The 21,142-nt window shown below is 60.6% G+C and carries 23 protein-coding genes and 1 tRNA gene; 15 read left to right on the plus strand and 9 right to left on the minus strand.

The features are described from left to right. The first annotated feature begins 8 nt into the window (after nt 1-8). The gene (locus ACM5SV_RS26830) at nt 9-1,433 is read left to right on the plus strand and encodes an MFS transporter (RefSeq protein ID WP_222017164.1); all 1,425 of its coding nucleotides are present in this window, start codon (nt 9-11) and stop codon (nt 1,431-1,433) included. 337 nt (nt 1,434-1,770) lie between these two features. Here ACM5SV_RS26830 and ACM5SV_RS26835 read toward each other — a convergent pair whose 3' ends face one another. Together ACM5SV_RS26835 and ACM5SV_RS26840 are read right to left on the minus strand one after the other, a co-directional pair. Next, on the minus strand, nt 1,771-2,496 hold the full coding sequence (locus tag ACM5SV_RS26835) for a 3-keto-5-aminohexanoate cleavage protein (RefSeq protein ID WP_222017162.1): 726 nt from the start codon (nt 2,494-2,496) through the stop codon (nt 1,771-1,773). A 424-nt stretch (nt 2,497-2,920) separates the two neighbouring features. After that, complete coding sequence (locus ACM5SV_RS26840; RefSeq protein WP_222017161.1) at nt 2,921-3,241, minus strand: hypothetical protein; 321 nt, start codon at nt 3,239-3,241, stop codon at nt 2,921-2,923. Between ACM5SV_RS26840 and ACM5SV_RS26845 the strand changes: the two genes are divergently transcribed. Further along, nucleotides 3,125-3,373: a hypothetical protein gene (locus tag ACM5SV_RS26845; protein ID WP_409936800.1), complete on the plus strand. Its 249-nt coding sequence runs from the start codon at nt 3,125-3,127 to the stop codon at nt 3,371-3,373. The two genes, ACM5SV_RS26840 and ACM5SV_RS26845, sit on opposite strands and share 117 nt — an antisense overlap. Then, nucleotides 3,370-3,684, plus strand: a complete 315-nt coding sequence (locus ACM5SV_RS26850; protein ID WP_012757507.1) for a hypothetical protein — start codon at nt 3,370-3,372, stop codon at nt 3,682-3,684. The genes ACM5SV_RS26845 and ACM5SV_RS26850 overlap by 4 nt, the downstream gene beginning before the upstream one ends. Nucleotides 3,685-3,832: 148 nt before the next feature. Here ACM5SV_RS26850 and ACM5SV_RS26855 read toward each other — a convergent pair. Next, nucleotides 3,833-3,922 (minus strand) — tRNA-Ser (locus tag ACM5SV_RS26855). Nucleotides 3,923-4,118: 196 nt separating this feature from the next. Then, complete coding sequence (locus ACM5SV_RS26860) at nt 4,119-5,294, minus strand: GGDEF domain-containing protein (protein WP_113545062.1); 1,176 nt, start codon at nt 5,292-5,294, stop codon at nt 4,119-4,121. Nucleotides 5,295-5,508: 214 nt separating this feature from the next. Here ACM5SV_RS26860 and ACM5SV_RS26865 point away from each other — a divergent pair, with 214 nt between their 5' ends. Then, on the plus strand, nt 5,509-5,835 hold the full coding sequence (locus ACM5SV_RS26865; protein WP_011652042.1) for a GYD domain-containing protein: 327 nt from the start codon (nt 5,509-5,511) through the stop codon (nt 5,833-5,835). A 97-nt stretch (nt 5,836-5,932) separates the two neighbouring features. On the opposite strand, the gene ACM5SV_RS26870 is transcribed toward ACM5SV_RS26865, so the two are convergent. Continuing rightward, on the minus strand, nt 5,933-6,136 hold the full coding sequence (locus ACM5SV_RS26870) for a hypothetical protein (protein WP_012757504.1): 204 nt from the start codon (nt 6,134-6,136) through the stop codon (nt 5,933-5,935). Nucleotides 6,137-6,538: 402 nt separating this feature from the next. On the opposite strand from ACM5SV_RS26870, the gene ACM5SV_RS26875 reads away from it, so the two are divergent. The 4 genes from ACM5SV_RS26875 (at nt 6,539) to ACM5SV_RS26890 (ending at nt 10,756) form a co-directional block, all read left to right on the plus strand. Beyond that, on the plus strand, nt 6,539-7,645 hold the full coding sequence (locus ACM5SV_RS26875) for a septal ring lytic transglycosylase RlpA family protein (RefSeq protein ID WP_113545063.1): 1,107 nt from the start codon (nt 6,539-6,541) through the stop codon (nt 7,643-7,645). Nucleotides 7,646-7,716: 71 nt separating this feature from the next. Beyond that, a complete protein-coding gene (locus ACM5SV_RS26880; protein WP_419425450.1) occupies nt 7,717-8,910 on the plus strand; it encodes a D-alanyl-D-alanine carboxypeptidase family protein in 1,194 nt (397 codons plus the stop codon). Nucleotides 8,911-9,041: 131 nt separating this feature from the next. Then, a complete protein-coding gene (tmk, locus tag ACM5SV_RS26885) occupies nt 9,042-9,722 on the plus strand; it encodes a dTMP kinase (protein WP_113545065.1) in 681 nt (226 codons plus the stop codon). An 8-nt stretch (nt 9,723-9,730) separates the two neighbouring features. Continuing rightward, entirely contained in the window at nt 9,731-10,756 is a 1,026-nt protein-coding gene (locus ACM5SV_RS26890) for a DNA polymerase III subunit delta' (RefSeq protein WP_113545066.1), read from the plus strand. A 39-nt stretch (nt 10,757-10,795) separates the two neighbouring features. Here the strand turns inward: ACM5SV_RS26890 and ACM5SV_RS26895 are convergent, their stop codons facing one another. After that, nucleotides 10,796-11,584: a sulfite exporter TauE/SafE family protein gene (locus tag ACM5SV_RS26895; protein WP_222017159.1), complete on the minus strand. Its 789-nt coding sequence runs from the start codon at nt 11,582-11,584 to the stop codon at nt 10,796-10,798. A 234-nt stretch (nt 11,585-11,818) separates the two neighbouring features. Between ACM5SV_RS26895 and metG the strand changes: the two genes are divergently transcribed. The 3 genes from metG to ACM5SV_RS26910 are packed head-to-tail and all read left to right on the plus strand — an operon-like array spanning nt 11,819 to nt 14,985. Continuing rightward, entirely contained in the window at nt 11,819-13,369 is a 1,551-nt protein-coding gene (gene metG / locus ACM5SV_RS26900) for a methionine--tRNA ligase (protein ID WP_017994104.1), read from the plus strand. 4 nt (nt 13,370-13,373) lie between these two features. Further along, nucleotides 13,374-14,156, plus strand: coding sequence for a TatD family hydrolase (locus tag ACM5SV_RS26905; RefSeq protein WP_113545067.1), 783 nt, complete (start codon nt 13,374-13,376; stop codon nt 14,154-14,156). A gap of 4 nt (nt 14,157-14,160) precedes the next feature. Next, the gene (locus tag ACM5SV_RS26910) at nt 14,161-14,985 is read left to right on the plus strand and encodes an MBL fold metallo-hydrolase (protein ID WP_017994102.1); all 825 of its coding nucleotides are present in this window, start codon (nt 14,161-14,163) and stop codon (nt 14,983-14,985) included. On the opposite strand, the gene ACM5SV_RS26915 is transcribed toward ACM5SV_RS26910, so the two are convergent. Continuing rightward, nucleotides 14,975-15,601 (minus strand): TerC family protein, encoded by a 627-nt coding sequence (locus ACM5SV_RS26915; RefSeq protein ID WP_012757495.1) that lies wholly within the window; start codon nt 15,599-15,601, stop codon nt 14,975-14,977. The genes ACM5SV_RS26910 and ACM5SV_RS26915 overlap by 11 nt on opposite strands. Before the next feature lie 259 nt (nt 15,602-15,860). Between ACM5SV_RS26915 and ACM5SV_RS26920 the strand changes: the two genes are divergently transcribed. After that, nucleotides 15,861-16,538: a hypothetical protein gene (locus ACM5SV_RS26920; RefSeq protein ID WP_017994101.1), complete on the plus strand. Its 678-nt coding sequence runs from the start codon at nt 15,861-15,863 to the stop codon at nt 16,536-16,538. A gap of 63 nt (nt 16,539-16,601) precedes the next feature. Continuing rightward, nucleotides 16,602-16,979, plus strand: coding sequence for a hypothetical protein (locus ACM5SV_RS26925; protein WP_017994100.1), 378 nt, complete (start codon nt 16,602-16,604; stop codon nt 16,977-16,979). A gap of 57 nt (nt 16,980-17,036) precedes the next feature. Here ACM5SV_RS26925 and ACM5SV_RS26930 read toward each other — a convergent pair whose 3' ends face one another. Further along, entirely contained in the window at nt 17,037-18,299 is a 1,263-nt protein-coding gene (locus ACM5SV_RS26930) for an MgtC/SapB family protein (protein ID WP_222017156.1), read from the minus strand. 314 nt (nt 18,300-18,613) lie between these two features. On the opposite strand from ACM5SV_RS26930, the gene ACM5SV_RS26935 reads away from it, so the two are divergent. Further along, entirely contained in the window at nt 18,614-19,435 is an 822-nt protein-coding gene (locus ACM5SV_RS26935) for a universal stress protein (RefSeq protein WP_222017154.1), read from the plus strand. Between the two features lie 84 nt (nt 19,436-19,519). Here the strand turns inward: ACM5SV_RS26935 and ACM5SV_RS26940 are convergent, their stop codons facing one another. Beyond that, nucleotides 19,520-20,044 carry a PAS domain-containing protein gene (locus ACM5SV_RS26940; RefSeq protein ID WP_017994098.1) on the minus strand — a complete coding sequence of 175 codons (525 nt, stop codon included), beginning with the start codon at nt 20,042-20,044 and terminating at the stop codon, nt 19,520-19,522. Between the two features lie 298 nt (nt 20,045-20,342). Here ACM5SV_RS26940 and ACM5SV_RS26945 point away from each other — a divergent pair, with 298 nt between their 5' ends. Then, nucleotides 20,343-21,122 (plus strand): LamB/YcsF family protein, encoded by a 780-nt coding sequence (locus ACM5SV_RS26945; protein WP_222017152.1) that lies wholly within the window; start codon nt 20,343-20,345, stop codon nt 21,120-21,122. Nucleotides 21,123-21,142: the final 20 nt, after the last annotated feature.

Here is a 21,142-nt window from a genome sequence, read left to right on the forward strand (position 1 = left end):
TTCACGTGGTGAAATCGATCATTGCAGAGCGAAGCGAGGCCATCGCCGAACAGTCACCCTCCGTACGATGGGCGCTTGCCAGTCTTTCCCTCTCGATGTTGTTGCCGTCACTCGGCACCAGCATCGCCAATGTCGGCCTGCCGAGCTTGGCGCAAGCGTTCAATGCGTCCTTCCAGGATGTGCAGTGGATCGTTCTCGCCTATCTCCTTGCCATCACCACCCTGGTCGTCAGCGTCGGACGGCTCGGCGACATCACCGGCCGACGCCGGCTGCTGCTCATCGGCATCCTGCTCTTCACGCTGGCCTCGATCCTCTGCGGCGTCGCGCCGACTTTATGGCTGATGATTGCCGCGCGCGCCGTGCAGGGGCTGGGTGCGGCCATCATGATGGCGCTCACCATGGCCTTTGTCGGCGAAACGGTGCCGAAGGAAAAAACCGGGAGCGTCATGGGGCTGCTCGGAACGATGTCGGCGATCGGCACCGCTCTTGGGCCTTCGCTCGGCGGCCTGCTGATCGCCGGGCTCGGCTGGCCGGCAATCTTTCTCGTCAACGTGCCGCTCGGCGTTCTGACCTTCGTTCTCGCCTATCGCCATTTGCCCGCCGATATCAGCAAGGGGAAGACGGATCGGAAGGGCTTCGACTTGGCGGGCACACTGCTGCTTGCGCTGACGCTTTCGGCCTATGCGCTGGCGATGACGATCGGGCACGGCCGCTTTGGGCCGCTGAACGTCGCTCTGCTCTCGGCCGCCGTCTTCGGCACCGGTTTGTTCGTCTTAGCCGAGGCGAGAGCGGCATCGCCGCTGATCCAGTTGACGGAATTTCGCAATCGCGTCCTCAGCGCCAGCCTGGCGATGAACGCGCTGGTTTCGACTGTGATGATGGCGACGCTGGTGGTGGCGCCATTCTACCTTTCCCATGCGCTCGGGCTCAATCAAGCTCTCGTTGGCATCGTCATGTCGATCGGGCCCGTCATCTCCATCTTGAGCGGGGTCCCGGCTGGCCGCCTGGTCGACCGTCTGGACACGTCCTTCGTGGTTGTCGCAGGGCTCGTTGCCATGGCGGCAGCCTCCGTCGCCATGGCCGTGCTGCCCGGGATATCAGGCTACATCGCCGCCATCGCCATGCTGACACCCGGTTATCAGCTGTTCCAGGCGGCCAACAACACTGCCGTCATGGCGGATGTCCGTCCCGACCAGCGAGGCGTCATCTCCGGCATGCTCAACCTGTCGCGCAATCTCGGGCTGATTACCGGCGCATCCGTGATGGGCGCCGTCTTCGCGCTCTCTTCGGGAGCACCCGATATCACAGCGGCGCATCCCGAGGCCGTCGCCTCAGGTATGCGGGTCACCTTCGCCGTTGCGGCAGCACTGATTATCGTCGCGCTCGCCATTGCGGTCGGGACTTACCGCCGCCGAGCGCTCGGGGAGAGTTGAGCGCGGCAGGCCGCGCGAGCGAAACCCGGACCAAGGTCCGATCCATCCCGGACTTCGTGCCCATAGCAACTTTCGGTCAACGCGATAGGTCCTTGCGGCATGCGTGGAGGTTTCGGAGTTTGGCTGTGACTAAAATGTTCGTTGCGGGGATGATACTGACGCCGCTTATCTTCTGGGGTTCTATCGGCGTCCTGATATACTCGTACTTCTCGTGAGAGCTGTCCGGCGAGACATCGACATCGTCGAGCCCGTATTTCGAAGCATTCTGCGCCTTGAAGATACCGGCCGATGGCGTGGAATAGATACCGAATTGCCGCCTGACCGCCGACACATCGGATCAGTTTGATTGGCCACGGAAGATTGCAACGGCCGCAGTGACCAGCGTGGCATTGTCGTTGGCAGTCGTCCCATCCGGGAGGTGCTTGCCATCTTCCAGACCGATACGGGTGGAGTAGCGCAGCTCGCGCGCCAACCTGACGAAGGGCCAGACGGTATCGTCGAAACCGTGCAGAAGAATGGGCCGATTGACCCGGCTATCCCCGAGCACCTTGATAATGCCGTTCGCAATATGGCATGCGCGCTGCAAATTCTGTTCGTCATCGAGCTCGATGAGCACGCGAAAGACCTGCTCTTGATCATCGAGGCCGATGTAGCGCTCCGCATCGGCGACCGATGCCAGTCCGACTTCAATGCCGACACCCTTCTGCCGCAGCAGCTGCATGACTCCGGGCGCATCGTCTTCAGAGAGGTTCACCGAGGCATAATCCGGCACGACATCCCAGCGGCGGATGGCTTCCCGCGTTTTCTCACGGTCGCCTTCGATCCAGGCGCCGGTGGACACACCGATCAGCGTTCCCGGGCAGGCCCAGCGGATTGCACCAACCGTCTCGTCGACGGCGGCAAGGCTCTCCTTGCCATCGGCTCCGCGCGGATGGACGTGAAGCTCCGCAGCGCCGGCTGCGACCGAAGCCGTGGCATCACGCACCATGGCATCGATCGTCAGCGGAAGGAGGGGATGGAAATCGCTCGGCCGCGCGCCGTTGATGCAAGCTTGGACGATCATAAAAGGAGCCTCGCGCTTGTTGGGCCGCTTAAGACACCGGGCATACCAAATTGGAAACCTGATGACCTGGGGGCGCTGCTGACAAAGTCACTTCCCTTGCCGTTGCGGCCCAATAATATCAAATCAGTCGAGATGGGCGACTGCTGCGCTCGTGCAGCGTCAAGCTGCGCGCATGCCGACCAGAGGACGGCCACGTGATCTCGTGGCAGCGACGTGACGTCAATCTGCCGCCCGACCCCATTCTTAAGTTAATGGCGGTCGCGTCCTGTTGCTGCCTGTATATCATCTTATCGTCAACGCAAAGGAGGAGGCTGAAACTCATCTGTTGCCCTCAGGGAAGGCCAACCTTCCTGAGGTACAAAACCGCAATTTTAGGAAAACGACGGATGGCGGAAGGGTCGCGAACTCTACGACATCAAAATTCTTAGCTCAGCTCACGCAGGCAGCGGCGAACAGTCGTTGGCCCGGCCATCGAACCTATCACCGGCTGATCATGACCCGCCACATTCAGAACCGCATCAAGATACGCGAGAAACAGGGCGGCCGCTGCGGCTAGTGCCTCCGGCCTATGGTTTTGAGTGACAAACCGCCTCATAAACAGCCGCGGAATGCCGAAACCCTTGAGCACCTGCGGCGCCGCTCTAATGGCGGCCGCAACAATCGAGACAACATCGCTTTGGCGTGCAAGCATAGCAACGAAGAGCGCGGCGCTGCCGAGCCGCATCGGCGGCGGGACCAACACCATAAGCCGGCGCGATCACCACCCGCGACCACACCAGCGGCGCGCCGGCCGGTGTTTTCTGGGATGCTCGCAGCTGTTCATCGGAGGTTAATGCTTATTAACCCAGAATCGCAGCCTGAAAGGATGCGCCGATGAAGATGCTTTTTTCCTCACTTGCAGCCATGATCTTGTCTGCATCTTTCGCCCTGCCGCTGAACGCCGCGCCGATCGTTGTGCCGAACGCAGTACATATGCATACCCCCGACGTCGAGCAGGTCAAACACCGGAGCCACGGTAATGGACATGCGTATGGCCACCGGAAGAAACACCGGTACGCTTACCGCGACTGTCGGTATTACGGCTCGTGCTATCGTCCGCGGTATTACGGCAGTCGCGACTATTACGGCTATCGCGACCGTTACCCCGATCGTCGTCGGTCAGGTGTGACCGTGTATTTCGATTTTTAGCCGGCAGTGCCACGGAAACCAACCTTGGTGCTCAACAAATGCGCCGCCGGCCTCACCTGCCGGCGGTTTTCATACCAGAAGCGGGGTTATGACAAGCGTGCAATTCTCAGGCGGAAAGTAGAAATTATACAACAAAATCAATACAATATGGCGGAAGAGGTGGGATTCGAACCCACGGTACGGTTTCCCGCACGCCGGTTTTCAAGACCGGTTCCTTAAACCACTCGGACACTCTTCCATCTGATTGAAAAGGTTGAGACATCAACATGCTGTCGATGTCTACGAACCGGCCATTGCTACCGATTTGCGACCAAATCACTCGATGGCTGGCTTTTTAGCAGCTTTGTTAGCAGCGTCAACGTGCTCTGCAGCATTTGCCAGCATCTTCGCCATGACGTGCAACTAGCTCGAGAGAGCCGCGCTTCCGCTGTTCTTCAGCCCGCGCGAGCCGGTAGCGGGTAGGGCGCAAGGACGCTGGAGGTCAACCCGACGCTGCTGAACAACTCAACCCTGTTGCGACCCTTGTTTTTGGCAATGTAGAGCGCCTGATCTGCACGCTTCTGAATGTCTTGTTCGGTCAGGCCCGCTTCCCAAAGAGCCACACCTGCACTGACGGAAGGGGTGACCTGATTTCCCTCCAAGACAAGGCTCACGGCGTTGACAGCCTCGCGTATCCGCTCAGCGAGCGCAAAAGCAGAGGCTGCCGTTTGGCCGCGAAAAAAGAGGCTGAACTCCTCGCCGCCCAGCCGGCCGAACACACAGGAAGGGGGGACACTCAGAGCAATCGTCCGAGCAACATTTATGAGAACGACATCGCCTTTGTCGTGTCCATACATATCGTTAACACGTTTGAAAAAGTCGATATCGATGAGGATGAAGGCGTCTCCGGAGCCGAGGCTTTTCGGAAGGGAATTGAAGAAATGCTGCCGGTTGGGAATGCCGGTCAGCATATCGGTATTTGCAAGCCTGATAAGCTTTTCTTCGGCTCTTTCCTGCACGAGGACGAGCACGAACAGAGCCACTGCGAAATGACAGATGATCAGCAGAAAGAAAGCGTAGCGCGGGGGAAGAGGCGCATCGTCTGGAAAGATGAAACCAACGACGACCAAAGCCGAGAGAGACGTCGCCACCCAAATTGAAGCGGAGAGGCCGAGCCGCGCGGTAAGACGCTCGTGGAAGAAGTCGCGGGCGATCACGAAACCTGACAAGGCAAGCAGGATGGTGGCGTTGCCATTGAACACGGATGCTCTCGATCCATTGTTCAAATACCATGGCGTGATCGCCGCACTCAGCATCAGGACGACGGGCAGGAGCAACGGCCACCAGTCTCGTAGAGAATTCTGACGCCGGCTGAGGCCGAAAAGACCAACCGCCATCAGCCCGTAACCATTGGCGCCCAGTGAAAAACTCCAGAACGTCCTGGCATTATCGGACATGTGAAGGCTCTCGTCCCACCCTGCCAGCGTTGAGGCGATCGCGAGCAAAGTAAAACCCACGGCAAGTACGCCGAGCCCCGGCGTCGCTCCGGAACGCCATCTCACATAGAAGAAGCAGATCGCTCCGACGATGAAGGAAGACTTGTGTAGAAGAAGGACTGTCGCAAGATCCATTGCCGGAACCCGATGTGAGATGAGAAGCGGGGTCCGAATAACTGCTAAAATCTACTTTTCGATGAACGCCGCGCGACCTTCTGACGGCGGAACTCGCTGCTCTTCTGGAGACTGCCGACCGAGACCGTTGGGAGCCCGTTCCATATATTGGAAATGACTCGCGTTCTCCCCGACTTGAGCGTTAACTGTGCTGTTCTGGCGGAGGAAACAAACCATGGCCATGTATCTCACGCGCTTCAGCTACACGCCCGAGACCTGGGCACGGATGATCGAAAACCCCGAGGATCGCCGAGAGGCGGCACGTAGTTACATTGAATCCGTGGGCGGAAAGCTCCATGGCTTCTGGTACGCGTTCGGCGAGCATGATGGTTGGAATCTGTGGGAGGCGCCTGATAACGTATCGATGGCGGCTGTCGCGCTGGCGATCGGCGCAGGAGGCGCGCTCAGTTCCATGGAGACCACTGTCCTCCTCAGCGTCGAGGATACGATCGAAGCCTTGGAAAAGGCGAAGTCGATTCGCTATCGCCCACCGGCAGCATAGGCGGCGCCCACGGCTTCCCATCCACGTCGAAGATGAGCGCGTCGCGCGTATCGTTCCCGGCACAGGCTTTGTGTGATTTGCTGCGGACATAACAGACTTAGCTTCCGTCAGATCCAAGGCCCTTTGGACCGTTGAGCTGGTTCATATCCCCGCCGAGAGATCGAACCGCCTCCATCGTCACGGCGAGGGCCGACATCAGGATTGCGATGTCGTTATCTTTATCCGGCTGGGAAAGCTGGCGAGATCGGGCATGCAACTGATGGCTGATCGTGTCGAGCTGCGTCAGGGTTTCATCGTTCATGGTGATCCTCCAAAGGTCTAAACCTTCAAAGCCCGTGGCGGACAATTCGTTCCCATGCAGAACGAAGCGTCGCCGCTGCGGCGCATCAAATACGCGCAGAGCGCGTTTCAGTATGGAGCATTTGGGCCGTCCGGAACCGCCCGGATGTTCACCATATGCTCCGCATCGGCACGATGATTTCGGGCTTCATTGCGGCGGCGAAAGGGCAGGGCGGCGGGGCTTTTGTTAGTGATTTATAAACCATAATCATTAGAATTGTCGCTATCGCTGCGAAATCGTTCGTAAATTTGCCACGAAGTTAGCAAGATTAAAGCCTCGTTAGGCGGGTGGGAATAAGGCGTTGTTGGCCCACGATGGGGCAAGGTTCCTTAACCATAACGATCTTTGAGCGGCGTGGGGCATATGAAACTGGATTACGGGGCGGCGTCTTTCGCAACGACAGCACGGTGGCTGGCGATCTCGGCGATGTGTGCGACGGTTGCGGCGTGCGGCACGACACAGGCGGTGCCGAAGAAAAAATCCCACGGCAAAGAATACTTCTCCGAATCCGAATACGGCGTGAAGGCGAGCCCGCGGGTCGCTACCGGCAACAATATCCCGAAGGGCGGCGGCCGCTACATCGTCGGCAACCCCTACGAGGTGAAGGGCAAGTGGTATTATCCGAAGGAAGATTTCGCCTATAACAAGGTCGGCGTCGCCTCCTGGTATGGTTCGGCCTTTCATGGGCGCCTGACGGCCAACGGCGAAGTCTACGACCAAATGCATCTTTCAGCTGCGCATCCGACCTTCCCACTGCCGAGCTATGCGCGCGTCACCAATCTCGAAAGTGGCTCCTCCGTCATCGTGCGCGTCAACGATCGCGGCCCCTATCATGCAGGCCGTATCATCGACCTTTCGAACAAGACGGCCGACATGCTGGATCTGCAGCACAGCGGCACCGGCAAAGTGCGCGTGCAATATGTCGGCCGCGCCCGCATGGACGGCCACGACATGCCCTATCTGATGGCCTCCTACGCGCCGAAGGGCAGCCGCCTTCCCGGCGTCAATCCGGAAGGCCAGATCGCAACCGGCGTCATGGTCGCCTCCAACAGCCGCAAGATCACCCGCGACCAGCTGCAGAGTTCGGAAGACTACGAGACGCCGGCCAACGTGCCGGTGCCGAGGTCGGCGACTTCTTATGCCGGCTCGACGCCGAGCGCCCGCAACAATGCGGCAGCCGCAGCAGCACCAGCTCTGGCACCGGCTGCCCATGTTCTGGTGGCGCCATCAGCGCCGTCCTTCAACAATGGCGCGCAGGCCATGGACCAGATGGTCGTGCTGCCGGAAATCGGTCCGATGCCCTATGAGCGGCCCCAGAATTCGCTGGCCCTCGGCTACCAGAACGAAGAGGTGAAGACGGTGACCGTCGATCTCGCCTTCGACGCGGTGATGGTGCGCAATGACGGGCTGACGCAAGAGTCCATCCTTGCCTCGGCCAAGCGCCAGCACGCAAAGTCCGCCGCGCGCTGAGCATGGCATTGCATCGGATTCCCCCTCGCTCTAACCTCCCGACATACGCCGCTCCATAAATGGAAATTGCGATGCTGAAGCCCGCGCTTCGCCTGCTTGCATGCCTGATGCCGTTCGCCACCGGAGCCTTTGCAGCCGATGGCGGTGCCGCCGGCTTCGCCACCAAGGCGGCGCAGGCCTATATGATCGAGGCCGCCACCGGCACGGTGCTTCTCGCCAAGAACGAGGACCAAGGCTTTTCGCCGGCTTCGCTCGCCAAGCTGATGACAATGGATCTGGTCTTCGAGGCAGTGACCAAGGGCCAGATCACGTTCGATACCGAATATCCGGTTTCCGAATATGCCTGGCGGACCGGCGGCGCGCCGTCGCGGACGGCAACAATGTTTGCCAGCCTCAAATCACACGTACGAGTCGAGGACCTGATCAAGGGCGTTGCCATCCAGGGCGCCAACGACAGCTGCATCATCCTCGCCGAAGGCATGGCCGGAAGCGAGCAGCAATTTGCCGCGTCGATGACGCGGCGCGCCCGCGAGCTCGGCATGGAGAGGGCCGAGTTCGGCAATTCCACCGGCCTTCCCGACGGCAAGAGCAAGGTGACGGCACGCGAGATGGTGACGCTCGCCGCCGCCCTCCAGCAGACCTATCCGAACCTCTATCCCTATTTCGCGCAGCCGGATTTCGAGTGGAACAAGATCTTCCAGCGCAACCGCAATCCGCTGCTCGGGCTCGATCTCGGCGCCGATGGGCTGGCGACAGGCTTTGCCGAGGGCGAGGGCTATTCGATCGTCGCTTCGGTTGAGCGTGACGGCCGGCGGCTGTTTGTGGCGCTTGCCGGCATCGCCTCCGACAAGGAGCGGACGGAGGAAGCGAAACGCGTACTCGAATGGGGGCTGACGGCCTTCGAGAACCGGCAGATCTTCGCCGACAAGGAAGTGATTGGTGCTGCCAGCGTCTATGGCGGCACGACGCGCACCGTCGATCTCGTCGCCAAGGCGCCGGTCAGCGTCTATATTCCGATCAGTAATCCCGATCGGCTGTCGGCGCGCATCATCTATCGCTGGCCGCTGACGGCGCCGGTCAAGCCGGATACCCAGGCAGGGACGCTGAGGATTTTTGCAGGCAGCCGGCTGCTCAGAGAAGTACCGCTTTATACCGTGCAGGCAGTCGGCGAAGGCTCGCTCAGCAGCCGGGCGGTCGACGCCATGCTGGAACTCGGCGAATCGCTGTTCTTCTCCTGGCTCTGGGACAAGCCCGCGCCCGTCTGAGCAGCTGTTTCCAACGCAATTAGCCGGGAAAGGTGAATATGTCGCCGCGGCGAAAGGTTTTCCTCCGTGATATCTTCGGATAGATAGAAGGAACGAGGCGCTTGCGGCGCCTGGAATGCGGGAAGTTGTCATTGTCATCCGGTACGGGATTGTTCGTTACGTTTGAAGGCGGGGAAGGCGCGGGGAAATCCACGCAGATCCGCCGCCTCGCCGAGGCGCTGAAGGGCGAAGGTCACGATGTGCTGATGACGCGCGAACCAGGCGGATCGCCCGGCGCGGAAGCCGTGCGCCATGTGCTGCTGTCGGGAGCTGCCGAAGCCTTCGGCACGCGGATGGAGGCGATCCTCTTTGCCGCGGCGCGCAACGACCATGTCGAAGAGGTGATCCGGCCGGCCCTCGCATCGGGCAAGGTCGTGCTCTGCGACCGCTTCATGGATTCCTCCCGCGTCTACCAGGGCATCACCGGCAATCTCGAGCCTGATTTCATCGAGACGCTGCAGCGCATCGCCATCAACGGCGTCATGCCGGATTGCACCGTGATCCTCGACATCCCTGCCAAGGTCGGGCTGGAGAGGGCGCAGAAGCGCGCCGCGGCCGATGCTCCCGATCGCTTCGAGAAGGAACGGCTGGAAACGCACGAAAAACGGCGCGAAGCCTTTCTCGATATCGCGGCCCGCGAACCGGAGCGCTGCCACGTGGTCAACGCCATGCAGAGCGAGGAGGCGATCGCCGCCGAGATCCTGGCGATCGTCCAACAACTGCTGTCGCCCGCAGGTCGTGCGCGAATGCCGGAAGCCGCCCATCATGAGTGAAGCCCATTATGAGTGAGGAAAGGCCCGGACTGCTCGACGGCGCCATCTGGCCGGGAGAAAATACCAGGATGTTCGGCCATGCGGAGGCAGAAGCCTTCCTTGCGCAGTCCTACCGGTCCGGCAAGGGCCACCACGCCATCCTGATCGAGGGGCCGGAGGGCATCGGCAAGGCGACGCTCGCCTTCCGCTTTGCCAATCACGTGCTCTCGCATCCTGATCCCCAGACAGCGCCGGAGACGATCGGCGATCCCGATCCTGCCTCTCCGGTCAGCCGGCAGATTGCCTCGGGCGCCTCGCATAATCTGCTGCACCTTGCCCGGCCGGTGGATGAAAAGACCGGCAAGGTGAAATCGGCGATCACCGTCGACGAGGTGCGCCGCGCCGGCAAGTTCTTCTCGCAGACCTCAGGCACCGGCAACTGGCGGATCGTCATCATCGATCCGGCCGACGACATGAACCGCAATGCGGCCAACGCCATCCTAAAAATCCTGGAAGAACCGCCGAAGCGGGCGCTGTTCCTGGTGCTCTCGCATGCGCCTGGACGGCTGCTGCCGACGATCCGCTCGCGCTGCCTGCCACTGAAACTGGCGCCGCTTGCCGACGATGAGCTCGTCGCGGCTCTTGCCCATCTCGGCATATCAGGCGAAGGCGAGGCGGTGCTTTCGGCTGCCAAGGGCAGCGTCGGCGAGGCGCTGAAACTGTTGAACTACGGCGGCGGCGAGATCATCGCTGCCTATGACGAGATGTTTGCCGCCGAGGGACCGACAGCCCGCAAGGCAATGCATCGGCTGGCCGATGCACTTTCAGGTCGGGAAAGCGACACGATCTTCGATTTCTTCGTCAGCCATGTCGGCGACGACATCATGAACCGCGCGCGCGTAGCGGCCGGCGAGGGACGGATCGCGACGGCGGAGCGGCTGGCGCGGCTCTATTCCGAGATCACCGAGCGGCTGACCATTTCCGATGGCTACAACCTCGACCGCAAGCAGACGATCATCAGCATTCTCGCCGATATCAAGCAGCCGGGCCTTTAAAGCGCGTCACCGCTGACATTTTTCGGCATCGCGCTTTGATCAGCCGGTCAGCAGCTTCAATGCGACGACAGCAAGCGTGGCGGCAAGGACGATGCGGATGGTGCGTTCGTGCAGTTTCGGCGCCAGAAGGCTTCCGATGATGATGCCGGGGATAGAGCCGATCAACAGGGCAAGCAGCATCGGCCAGTCGATCTCGCCTATCAGCCAATAGCCCGTGCCGCCGATCAAGGTCAGCGGTACCGCATGGACGATATCGGAACCGACGATTTCGCGCACATCGAGCCTGGGATAGAGGACCAGCAGGATCGTCACCCCCAGCGCGCCGGCGCCGACCGAGGTCAAGGTGACGAGGATGCCGAGAACGAATCCGAGAATGACGGTGAGGGCGAGTATGGTCGTCGGCTTCGGCGGCGTTCGATCGCCGATGGCGCGGCGTGCCAGCTCAAGGATCCGGCCTCGGAAGACCAGCATGATCGCGGTCATGACGAGAAGCCAGCCGAGTGCCGTGGTGATCGTATTGGTCACGCCGATGCTTTTGCGATCGACGCCGGCTAGCAGCCAGAGCATCAGCAGGGCGGCCGGCAGGCTGCCGGCTGCGAGGCTGCCGACGATCTTCCAGTTTACCCGCCCATGCATGCCGTGAACAGCGGTACCGGCTGTCTTGGTGATCGCCGCATAAAGAAGATCGGTGCCGACGGCGGTGGCGGGATGGACGCCGAAGAGCAGCACCAGCAGGGGCGTCATCAGCGAACCGCCGCCAACGCCGGTAATACCGACGAGGGCGCCGACGAACAGGCCGGAAAGCGAATAGAGCGGCTCGAATGTCAAGCAAGCGCACCTGACGGCGCGCGGGCACGACCATTCCGATAGATGAAAACTGGCACTTCGTTCTTGTCCCGCCCTCTTTCCCAAGACGGGTAGATTGGGCGAGAAGCTGAGTCAAGTTCACGCCCCCATCGTCCGGAAATCATTGGCGGCGGCGAAACTTGAGGTTTCGCTTGACGGTGACATGCGCTAAGAGCGGCTGACCATTTTTATAGAGTTAGCCGGACATTGGCCGCCATGACAGACAAGACACCCTTCTACATCACCACCGCGATTTCCTACCCTAACGGCAAGCCGCATATCGGCCATGCCTATGAGCTGATCGCGACCGATGCGATGGCGCGCTACCAGCGCCTGGATGGCAAGGATGTGTTCTTCCTGACGGGCACCGACGAACACGGCCAGAAGATGCAGCAGACGGCGCGCGCCGAGGGCATCACCGCGCAGGCGCTCGCCGACCGCAACTCCGGCGAATTCCAGGCGATGGCGACGCTGCTCAACGCTTCCAACGATGATTTCATCCGCACCACGCAGGAGCGCCATCACGAGACGTCGCGCAACATCTGGAAGCTGATGGCCGACAATGGCGACATCTACAAGGACAGCTATGCCGGCTGGTATTCGGTGCGCGACGAGGCCTACTACCAGGAAAACGAGACCGAGCTGCGCGCCGACGGCGTGCGTTACGGGCCGCAGGGCACGCCCGTCGAATGGGTGGAAGAGGCAAGCTATTTCTTCAAGCTCTCCGAATACCAGGAGAAGCTGCTTGCGCATTACGAGGCAAACCCTGATTTCATCGGTCCGGCCGAGCGTCGCAACGAGGTGATCTCCTTCGTCAAGTCGGGCCTCAAGGACCTCTCGGTCTCGCGCACGACCTTCGACTGGGGCATCAAGGTGCCGGACGATCCCGCCCACGTGATGTATGTCTGGGTCGACGCACTGACCAACTACATCACCGCGACCGGCTATATCGAGGACAAGAACGGCCCGCGGGCGAAATACTGGCCGGCCGATGTGCACATCATCGGCAAGGACATCATCCGCTTCCACGCCGTCTACTGGCCGGCCTTCCTGATGTCGGCGAAGCTGCCGCTGCCGAAGCGGGTCTTTGCCCACGGCTTCCTGCTCAACAAGGGCGAGAAGATGTCGAAGTCGCTCGGCAACGTCGTCGATCCGGTCAATCTGGTGAACCATTTCGGCCTCGACCAGGTGCGCTATTTCTTCCTGCGCGAAGTCTCCTTCGGCCAGGACGGCAGCTACAGCGAAGAGGCGATCGGCACGCGCATCAATTCCGATCTCGCCAACGGTATCGGCAATCTCGCCAGCCGCTCGCTGTCGATGATCGTCAAGAACTGCGATGGCAAGATCCCTGAATGCGGGGCGCTCAGCGATGAGGACAAGGCCATGCTGGCTGAGGTCGACGCGCTGCATGCATCGACCCGCGAGGAAATGGGTAAGCAGCAGATCCACCGGGCTCTCGCCTCGATCATTTCGGTCGTCTCCGAGACCGACCGTTATTTCGCCGGCCAGGCGCCGTGGGCGCTGAAGAAGACCGATCCGGAGCGTATGGGCACGGTGCTCTATGTGACCGCCGAAGTCGTGCGCCAGATTGCCATCCTGCTGCAACCCTTCATGCCGGATTCATCAGGCAAGCTGCTCGATCTGGTCGCGGCACCTGCAGACAAGCGCGATTTTGCTGCCCTCGGCGAAGCCGGCCGTCTCACTGCCGGAACGACCCTCGAAGCGCCGACGCCGGTCTTCCCGCGCTACGTGGCTCCGGAGGCTTGAGGCCGTGCTAATCGACACGCACTGCCATCTTGATTTCGCCGACTTCGAGGCGGAGCGGGACGAGATTGTCGCGCGCGCCCATCAGGCCGGTGTTGCGCAGATGGTGACGATCTCGACGCGGGTGCGTAAGCTCGAGACGCTGCTTGCCATCACAGAGAAATATCCTTCGGTGTTCTGCTCGGTCGGCACGCATCCGAACAATGCCGACGAAGAGCTGGATATTGAGACGGAAGACCTGGTGCGTCTCGCCAATGCCCATAAGAAGGTGGTGGCGATCGGCGAGGCCGGCCTCGACTATTTCTACGACACGCAGAAGCCCGAGGATCAGCAGACCGGCTTTCGCCGGCATATTGCGGCGGCGCGCGAGACCCAGCTGCCGCTCGTCATCCACAGCCGCAGCGCCGACGAGGACATGGCTGCCATATTGACCGAGGAAAGCGGGAAGGGGGCCTTCCCCTTCATTCTCCACTGCTTTTCCGCAGGACCGGAGCTGGCCAAGACCGGCGTCGCGCTCGGCGGCTATATCTCCTTCTCGGGCATCCTGACCTTCCCGAAGTCGGAAGAGCTGCGCGAGATCGCCAGGACGATCCCGCATGAGCGGCTGCTTGTGGAAACGGACGCGCCCTATCTGGCGCCGAAGCGCTGGCGCGGCAAGCGCAACGAGCCGTCCTATGTCGTCAACACGGCCGAGGTGCTCGCCGATACGATCGGCCTTTCCACCGAAGAGGTCGCGCGGATCACGACGGAGAACGCTTTCCGCCTGTTCTCGAAGATGCCGAGGATCTAGCGGCGTGCTCTACCGGCGGCGTTTCACCATTCTCGGCTGTTCGTCGTCACCGGGCGTGCCCCGCATCACCGGCGACTGGGGCGCCTGCAATCCCGACAATCCGAAGAACCGGCGCACGCGCGCAGCCTTCATGGTGCAGCAATTCGCACCCGATGGCGGTGTCACCACCGTCGTCATCGACACCGGGCCGGATTTTCGCGAGCAGATGATCAGGTCAGGGGCCGACCATGTCGATGCCGTGCTCTACAGCCATCCGCATGCCGATCATATTCATGGCATCGACGATCTGCGCGGCTATTTTCACAATACCCGCCGCCGGGTGCCGATCTTTGCCGACCAATTTACCATGGACAGGCTGCGGGAAGCCTTCGGCTACTGCCTGGCAACGCCGCCGGGCAGCAATTACCCGCCGATCGTGCTGCCGATCGTCATCGAAAACCTCGACGCGCCCTTGGAAATTCACGGTCCCGGAGGCACGATCGCTTTCCATCCCCATATCCAGCAGCATGGCGACATCCACTCGCTCGGCTTCCGGATCGGCGATGTGGCTTATTGCAGCGATATCAGCGATTTCCCGCCGCAGACCGTCGAGAAGCTTCAGAACCTCGACGTGCTGATCATCGACGCGCTGCAATATACCTACCATCCGAGCCATCTGTCGCTGGAACAGTCGCTCGACTGGATCGGCCGGCTGAAGCCGAAACAGGCGATCCTCACCCATATGCACACGCCGCTCGACTACGACGTAGTGATGGCCGAGACGCCGGACCATGTGGTGCCGGCGTATGACCAGATGAGCTTCGAGACCGAGGTCAGGTTTAAAGCTTGAACCCGCTCGCTTGCACGTAAGGCAGCACTTCGACGCTGCCGCGGTGGATCATGTCGAGCGAGACATAGAGGATGATCAGCAGACCGACATAGGCGATCCAACGATGGTTGGTGAGCAGGCGGGCGATCAGGTTTGCGGCGATACCCATCAGCGCGATCGACAGGGCAAGACCGATGACCAGTACGCTCGGGTGTTCGCGCGCTGCACCGGCAACGGCGAGCACGTTGTCGAGCGACATCGAGACGTCGGCGATGACGATCTGGGTCGCCGCCTGAAAGAAGGTCTTTTTCGGCGCGCCTTCGGCACCTGCCGCCTCGTGGTTCTCGCCATGGCCGGCGCGAAGCTCGCGCCACATCTTCCAGCAGACCCAGAGCAGCAGCAGGCCGCCTGCCAGCAGCAGGCCGACGATCGCCAGCAGATAGACCGCGACGCTGGCAAAGAGAATACGCAGAACGGTCGCGGCCACAATGCCGACGATGATCGCCTTGCGGCGTTGCGTGGCCTCGAGGCCGGCAGCGGCAAGACCGATAACCACGGCATTGTCGCCGGCGAGAACGAGGTCGATAGCGATGACCTGCAGCAAAGCCGTCAGACCGGCCGCGGTAAAGATGTCCATGTGAATTATCCCCAATGCATCAAAGCCGTGCTAGCGTCTCGAAGGTTTTCCGTCAACCGCTGAGGGATTTCGCGAGCGGCGCAATTTGCGACTCTGCGCGCCGAAATGGCAGGCGGCAATGAAACAGCGGGCGATACGGCGGAGCATCGCCATTCCCTTGGAACATTCAACTCAGCCACCGGTTCTTCAAGTCAGGAAGCCAGACGCCCGGCCGAATTTCGTATTGGCGGCTGGATCTGCACATCGAGAGGAGAGTCCCATGGGCACCATTTACAACGATACCAACCCGGCCTTTTCAGGCCCGACAGGCGGCAGCAGCCTTGCCGCATTTTTCGATAACCGATCGGAGGCCGAATCCGCCGTCTCCCGTCTCGAGGACGCAGGCGTGCCGGTTGCGAGAATAAGGCTGATGCCCGGATATGAGGCGGATGGAAAAAATGCCGGCGCAACGAGCGAAGACCGCAGCGGCTTCTTCGACGCGCTGGCGGACTTCTTCTTCCCCGACGAGGATCGCGCGGTCTTTGCAGAAGGCCTGCGACGAGGCGGCTTCCTCGTCCAGGTCAATGATATTGATGACGCGCTCTACGAGACCGTCCACGATATTCTGGACGACGAGGGGAGCATCGACATGGATGAACGCGCTGATCTCTGGTCGTTGGAGGGCAGACAGCAAGGAGCATCCAATACCGGGTTTGTCGGATCGGCGCAGGGCGGCAAAGCCTCGGAAAACCTCGCCGTGTCCGAGAGCGCATTTGACGATGCGCGCCCGGTGGCAATGCGGGACACCGCGCATGGAAGCGCCAAGGTGCGTGCCTATACCTTCCCCGAGCCTGGCACCACGTCATCGGACGAAACCAATCGCCAATGTCAAGACCAGTCCCAAACCCAATCGCAAGGTGGATCTCACCAGAGCCAGGGTTTCCGGCGCGACCATTGAAATCATGAGGCCCGGCCGCAACGCCGGGCCTCATCTCTCGCTCACCTATTCGAGGATACGTCGATGCAATCATCCATCAACCGCCACGGCCTTGCGCCTGACCCCGACGAACTGATCGCGGAAGGCGATCCACCCTTCGCCGACGCCGCTGAGCAAACTGCGCGTGAAAAGGCCGACGAGAGCCTGAACGCCCTGCAACATGAGGTCAGGCTGCTGAATGCCCGCATCGGCGCGCTGCGCGAGGATGCCGAAGCGGCGCTCAAAGCCAAAGCCACATCGGTCGATGCAAGTGCCCATGTCCAGCTCGGCGAATATCCTTGGCTGAAACTTACCGCGGCGATCGGCGCAACCTTCATTGCAGCCAGGCTGGTTCGGCGTCTTCCGCTCGGGGCCATGCTTGCGGGATTTGCCGGTCATTTCTCCGAGGCGAGACCGCGGTGACGATCGTTGATGGTGACTGCCTGATGCGGACGAATATCGTTCCAGACACCGATGCGCTCATGCCAAAACCAAGCCGGCAACTCCGGCCAAGGTCGCGACACTACCTGCGATCGCAAAACGAACCGCATAAGCGATGCTCCCCATACTCGCTGCAAGAACGGTTTTCGCGAGAAGATTGGCGAAAGCGGCGACCGCTATGGCTCGAGCGGCCTCGTCTGCAGGCAGCTGGACGGATGACAGTTTCGCAACAGCAAGCGTTATCGCATCGAGATCGCCCAGTCCTGTGATAAATGCAAGGGCGATCAGCGACTGAGTTCCAAAGCCGATCAAGGTCATTCGCGTCAGGACTGTCACGACGGCGAGAACGAGTGCGAAGCGCAGCACGACCATCACCTCGAGCGGGTTTCGGGGTGAAAAATCGGTGCTGTCATCCGGGCGTTGCAGCAATGCGGCAAAGCCGCCTGCTATGGCGAGGGTGGCAGCAGCCGGAGCGAGTGATGGAGCAAGCTCCCTGAAAACTGCCGGTGCTATGACGCCGCAAATCAAAAGCACGCGGGCGAGAGAAACGGCTCCCGCCAGCATTGCTCCCGCTGAGAGGAGTGGCGAGAGGCCAGGCATCTGCTTCGACTGACGGGCGAAGGAAAGCGTCAAGGCCGTCGAGGAAACGATGCCGCCGCTGGCCCCCGTCAGCAGTATTCCGGCGCGGGCGCCGCTCAGCCTGATGAGGATATAACCGGCAAAGGAAACGGCTCCCACCAGGATTGTCATCATCCAAAGCTCGAAAGGATTGATTATCTGCCAAGGATCAATCGGCCTATTGGGAAGGATAGGGAGGATGACGATGGTCATCGTCAAAAGGATCAGAGCGGCCCTGAGTTCAAGCCAGGTCAAACGGCGAAGAAATCCATGCAACGGCTCCCGCGCTGCAAGAAGGGCCGTTATGGCCACAGCGCTTGCGGCCGTTACCGTCATATCCGCCACGACCGCGCCAAAGCCCAACGCAAAAACCGCCAGGGCCGCAATGGTGCCGGTGGCGCTGTAATCCTCTTCTTGTGCCGCCTGCATGAGGCTGAAGAGGAGAACGGTGATGCAAAAGAATATAAAGATGGCTGTCGGCAGAATCGGCCCTGTCAGAGGCTGCAGAAAACCGCAGAAGCCGCCGAGGAAACTTGACAGGCCATAGGTGCGGATACCGGCTACTCTTTTGCCCGGAGCAGCCTCACGATCCTGCCAGCCGCGCTCAATACCGACAAGAATGCCGATTGCAAGCGCCAGACTGAGGCGCTGGAATGCTTCTGTCGTCACCAATGATGTCATCATCCGATGGGTCCAGGCGCGCCGGCCGTTTCATCGAAGGCAGCTGCGCCGTATATGCCATTGCTGTTCATCCGCAAGCTGCTGCCCGGCGGCGTCCGGACGGGTCTGCTCCGCGAAGTGCTGATATTCAATCGCTGATCGCACTTCATCGCTTAGCATAGATCTTTGCCGCTTCGCCCTATGAATTCCGCTTCCTTCCTCATGAGGACGTTCAATATCACGCTCGCGCTTTCGCGGTGGAACGACCTTGATCTTCATCAAGGCGCGGGAGACACCTTTACGCTATGATACCTCCAACCATTGGGAGGACTTCAGCCATGAAAGCGCAATTCCATTTACCGCTGGCCACCTATCCAGACGCAAGCTCCTTCTCGCTCCTTCAGAATGCTGTCGATGTTTCCCTTCACCAAAAGGCCGGTTTAACGGCAAGTATACCGCAGATCAGGATCGAACCCGTTCAGCCGCGATTTCCATCACTCCTTGACGTCGACAAAATGCGTGCGGAGGCGGAGCGCTTGAGTAAAGACAATGGAACCGTTCTCGGGCAGACGCTCCGTGATTATGCGAAAAAAGCCGAGGTCGAGGTCGAGATCCAGCCATTCGATGTCAGGCAGCCGTTTGTCGCACAAACTCTTGCCGTGCTGTCGCGCGCATACGATCTTTCCATTTTGGAAGCATCTGAACTGATGAGACCGCTGATCGAGAGCGTACTGTTTGAAAGCGGACGACCCCTCCTGCTTTTTCCCGCAGACAATTTCTGCAACCGGATCGATGCTGTCGCCGTCGCCTGGGATGGAGGAGCCACTGTCGCGCGGGCACTGGCGGGTGCCAGGTTCTTGCTTGAACGGGTTTCGCGTGTCGTCCTGATTTCCGTCACCGATGACAAGCAGATTGACGAGCGCAGTCGAGATCACCTTGCGGCTGCGCTTCGGAAGGCTGGTCTTGCTGTCGAAATCGCAGCAGTGCAAGCGAAGGGAGACTCACCGGCCAGCGTCATTCAAGGCGCAGCCCTGGAACGCAAGGCAGATTTGCTGGTCGCCGGCGCATACGGCCATTCGAGGCTGCGCGAATTCATCTTGGGAGGGATCACACGATCGCTGTTGACACGCCTCGAAATGCCCACTGTCCTTTGCCACTAACTGCGGTGCGCGCGGCGCGTTGCCGATAGTAGCAATATCGCCATCATCGAAAGTCTGATGCCACAATCAACGCTTTGGAAGGAATCAATGAACCTGCGCGACGTCTGAAGGCATCGGCTTGGCAAGCTCTTTGAGAATCGCTTCAAGCGCATCGGCCGTCGTCTGCAGACCGGATGACCGCGCAATTTTCAGTGCCGCATTGCAGTGAGCGGACAATTCGTCTTTCTCCCCGTGATCATTCGTCGGAAATACGATGCCCGCATATTGCGACGGGTTTCCGGCTTCATCCCTGAAGCAGCGGCCCAAGGCCGCCACGGCGACTATTTGCCCGCTTCGATCAAATACCCGATAATCACAGCGATACGGATTTCCGGTGATCACCGATTCTGAAATCGCCTTGGCGACAGATGGCTTGTCGTCCGGATGAATCCGGTCGAGGTATCTTATGACCGGCAGCCCCGTGAGAGTCTCTTCGGGATCAAGCCCAAAGAGGTTTGCCAGCGCCGAATCCGCATAAACCTTGTCGGTCGCCAGCTCCCAGGTGAAAATGCCCGGCTCGTCGGTAAAGGAAAATTCGGACGTTCCCAAAGCTCTGTTGACAAGACTCATTTCGTATCCCCGGTCTGCACGCCAATGCCGCCGGGTGGCTAGGTCCCCCGGTTCTTGAGAGAAACCGACGCGCTCGATCAATGACAGGGCGGTCGACCATTCATTCCCGATCTTAGCCGCGTTTCCATCGGACGCAACTGCAAGGACATTTGGAGCCCAGACCGCCAAACATGCTCGTGGCGCGCGGCCAGCAGCGTCGTTTTCTTGACGCGCACGGCGAAGGTGTGCTCCACCTCGGCTTCGACGTTCCAGCATGCGACGAAGCTGACAAGACCAGCGCGAAGGGTTGACGGAAATCATGACGAAAATCGATCTCAATTCTGATCTGGGGGAGGCGTTTGGACCTTGGCGCATGGGCGATGACAAGGCGATCCTTGAAGTCGTCACCAGTGCGAACATCGCATGTGGCGGGCATGCCGGGGATCCAGCGACCATGGTGGAGACGCTTGCCCTCGCAAGCGAGCGGGGTGTCGTCGCCGGAGCCCATCCGGGCTTTGCAGATCGCGAGGGTTTCGGACGACGGCTGATCCCCTTGAGCATCCGGGAAGTGGAGCAGCTTGTCGCAACGCAGACAGGGGCGCTGATGGGAGCTGCAGCCCTGGCGGGCGCCCGCGTCCGTTACATCAAACCGCACGGCGCACTCGCCAATTGGGCGGCCGACGAACGGCCGGTCGCCGACGCCATCATCCGCGCAACCCGAGCGGTCTCGCCGGAACTTGCCATACTGGCGATCTCCGGGACAGAGCTGCAGCATGCGGCCCGCGATGCCGGGATGACCGTCTTTAGCGAGATTTTTGCCGACCGCGGCTACCTATCCACGGGTCGGCTCGTTCCGCGCAACTTGCCGGGAGCGATGATCGATGATCCCGCAAAGGCGGCAGCGAGATTGATCGGATACCTGTCCAGCGGCCTCATGCCGACGGTCGACGGCGTTCCGATCCCTCTTAATGCGCACTCGATTTGCGTTCATGGGGACAGCCCAGGAGCACTTGCCATGGCTGTCCACGTACGCCGGGAATTGCAGAAGGCAGGCATCGAGGTGGCACCATTCCTCCAACCGACACAGGAAAACAGGTGATGGCCAAAGGCAACCTCGTC

Origin of the sequence: Rhizobium sp. CRRU65, assembly GCF_048551595.1 — a bacterium.
In the GTDB taxonomy this organism is placed as follows: domain Bacteria; phylum Pseudomonadota; class Alphaproteobacteria; order Rhizobiales; family Rhizobiaceae; genus Rhizobium; species Rhizobium leguminosarum_J.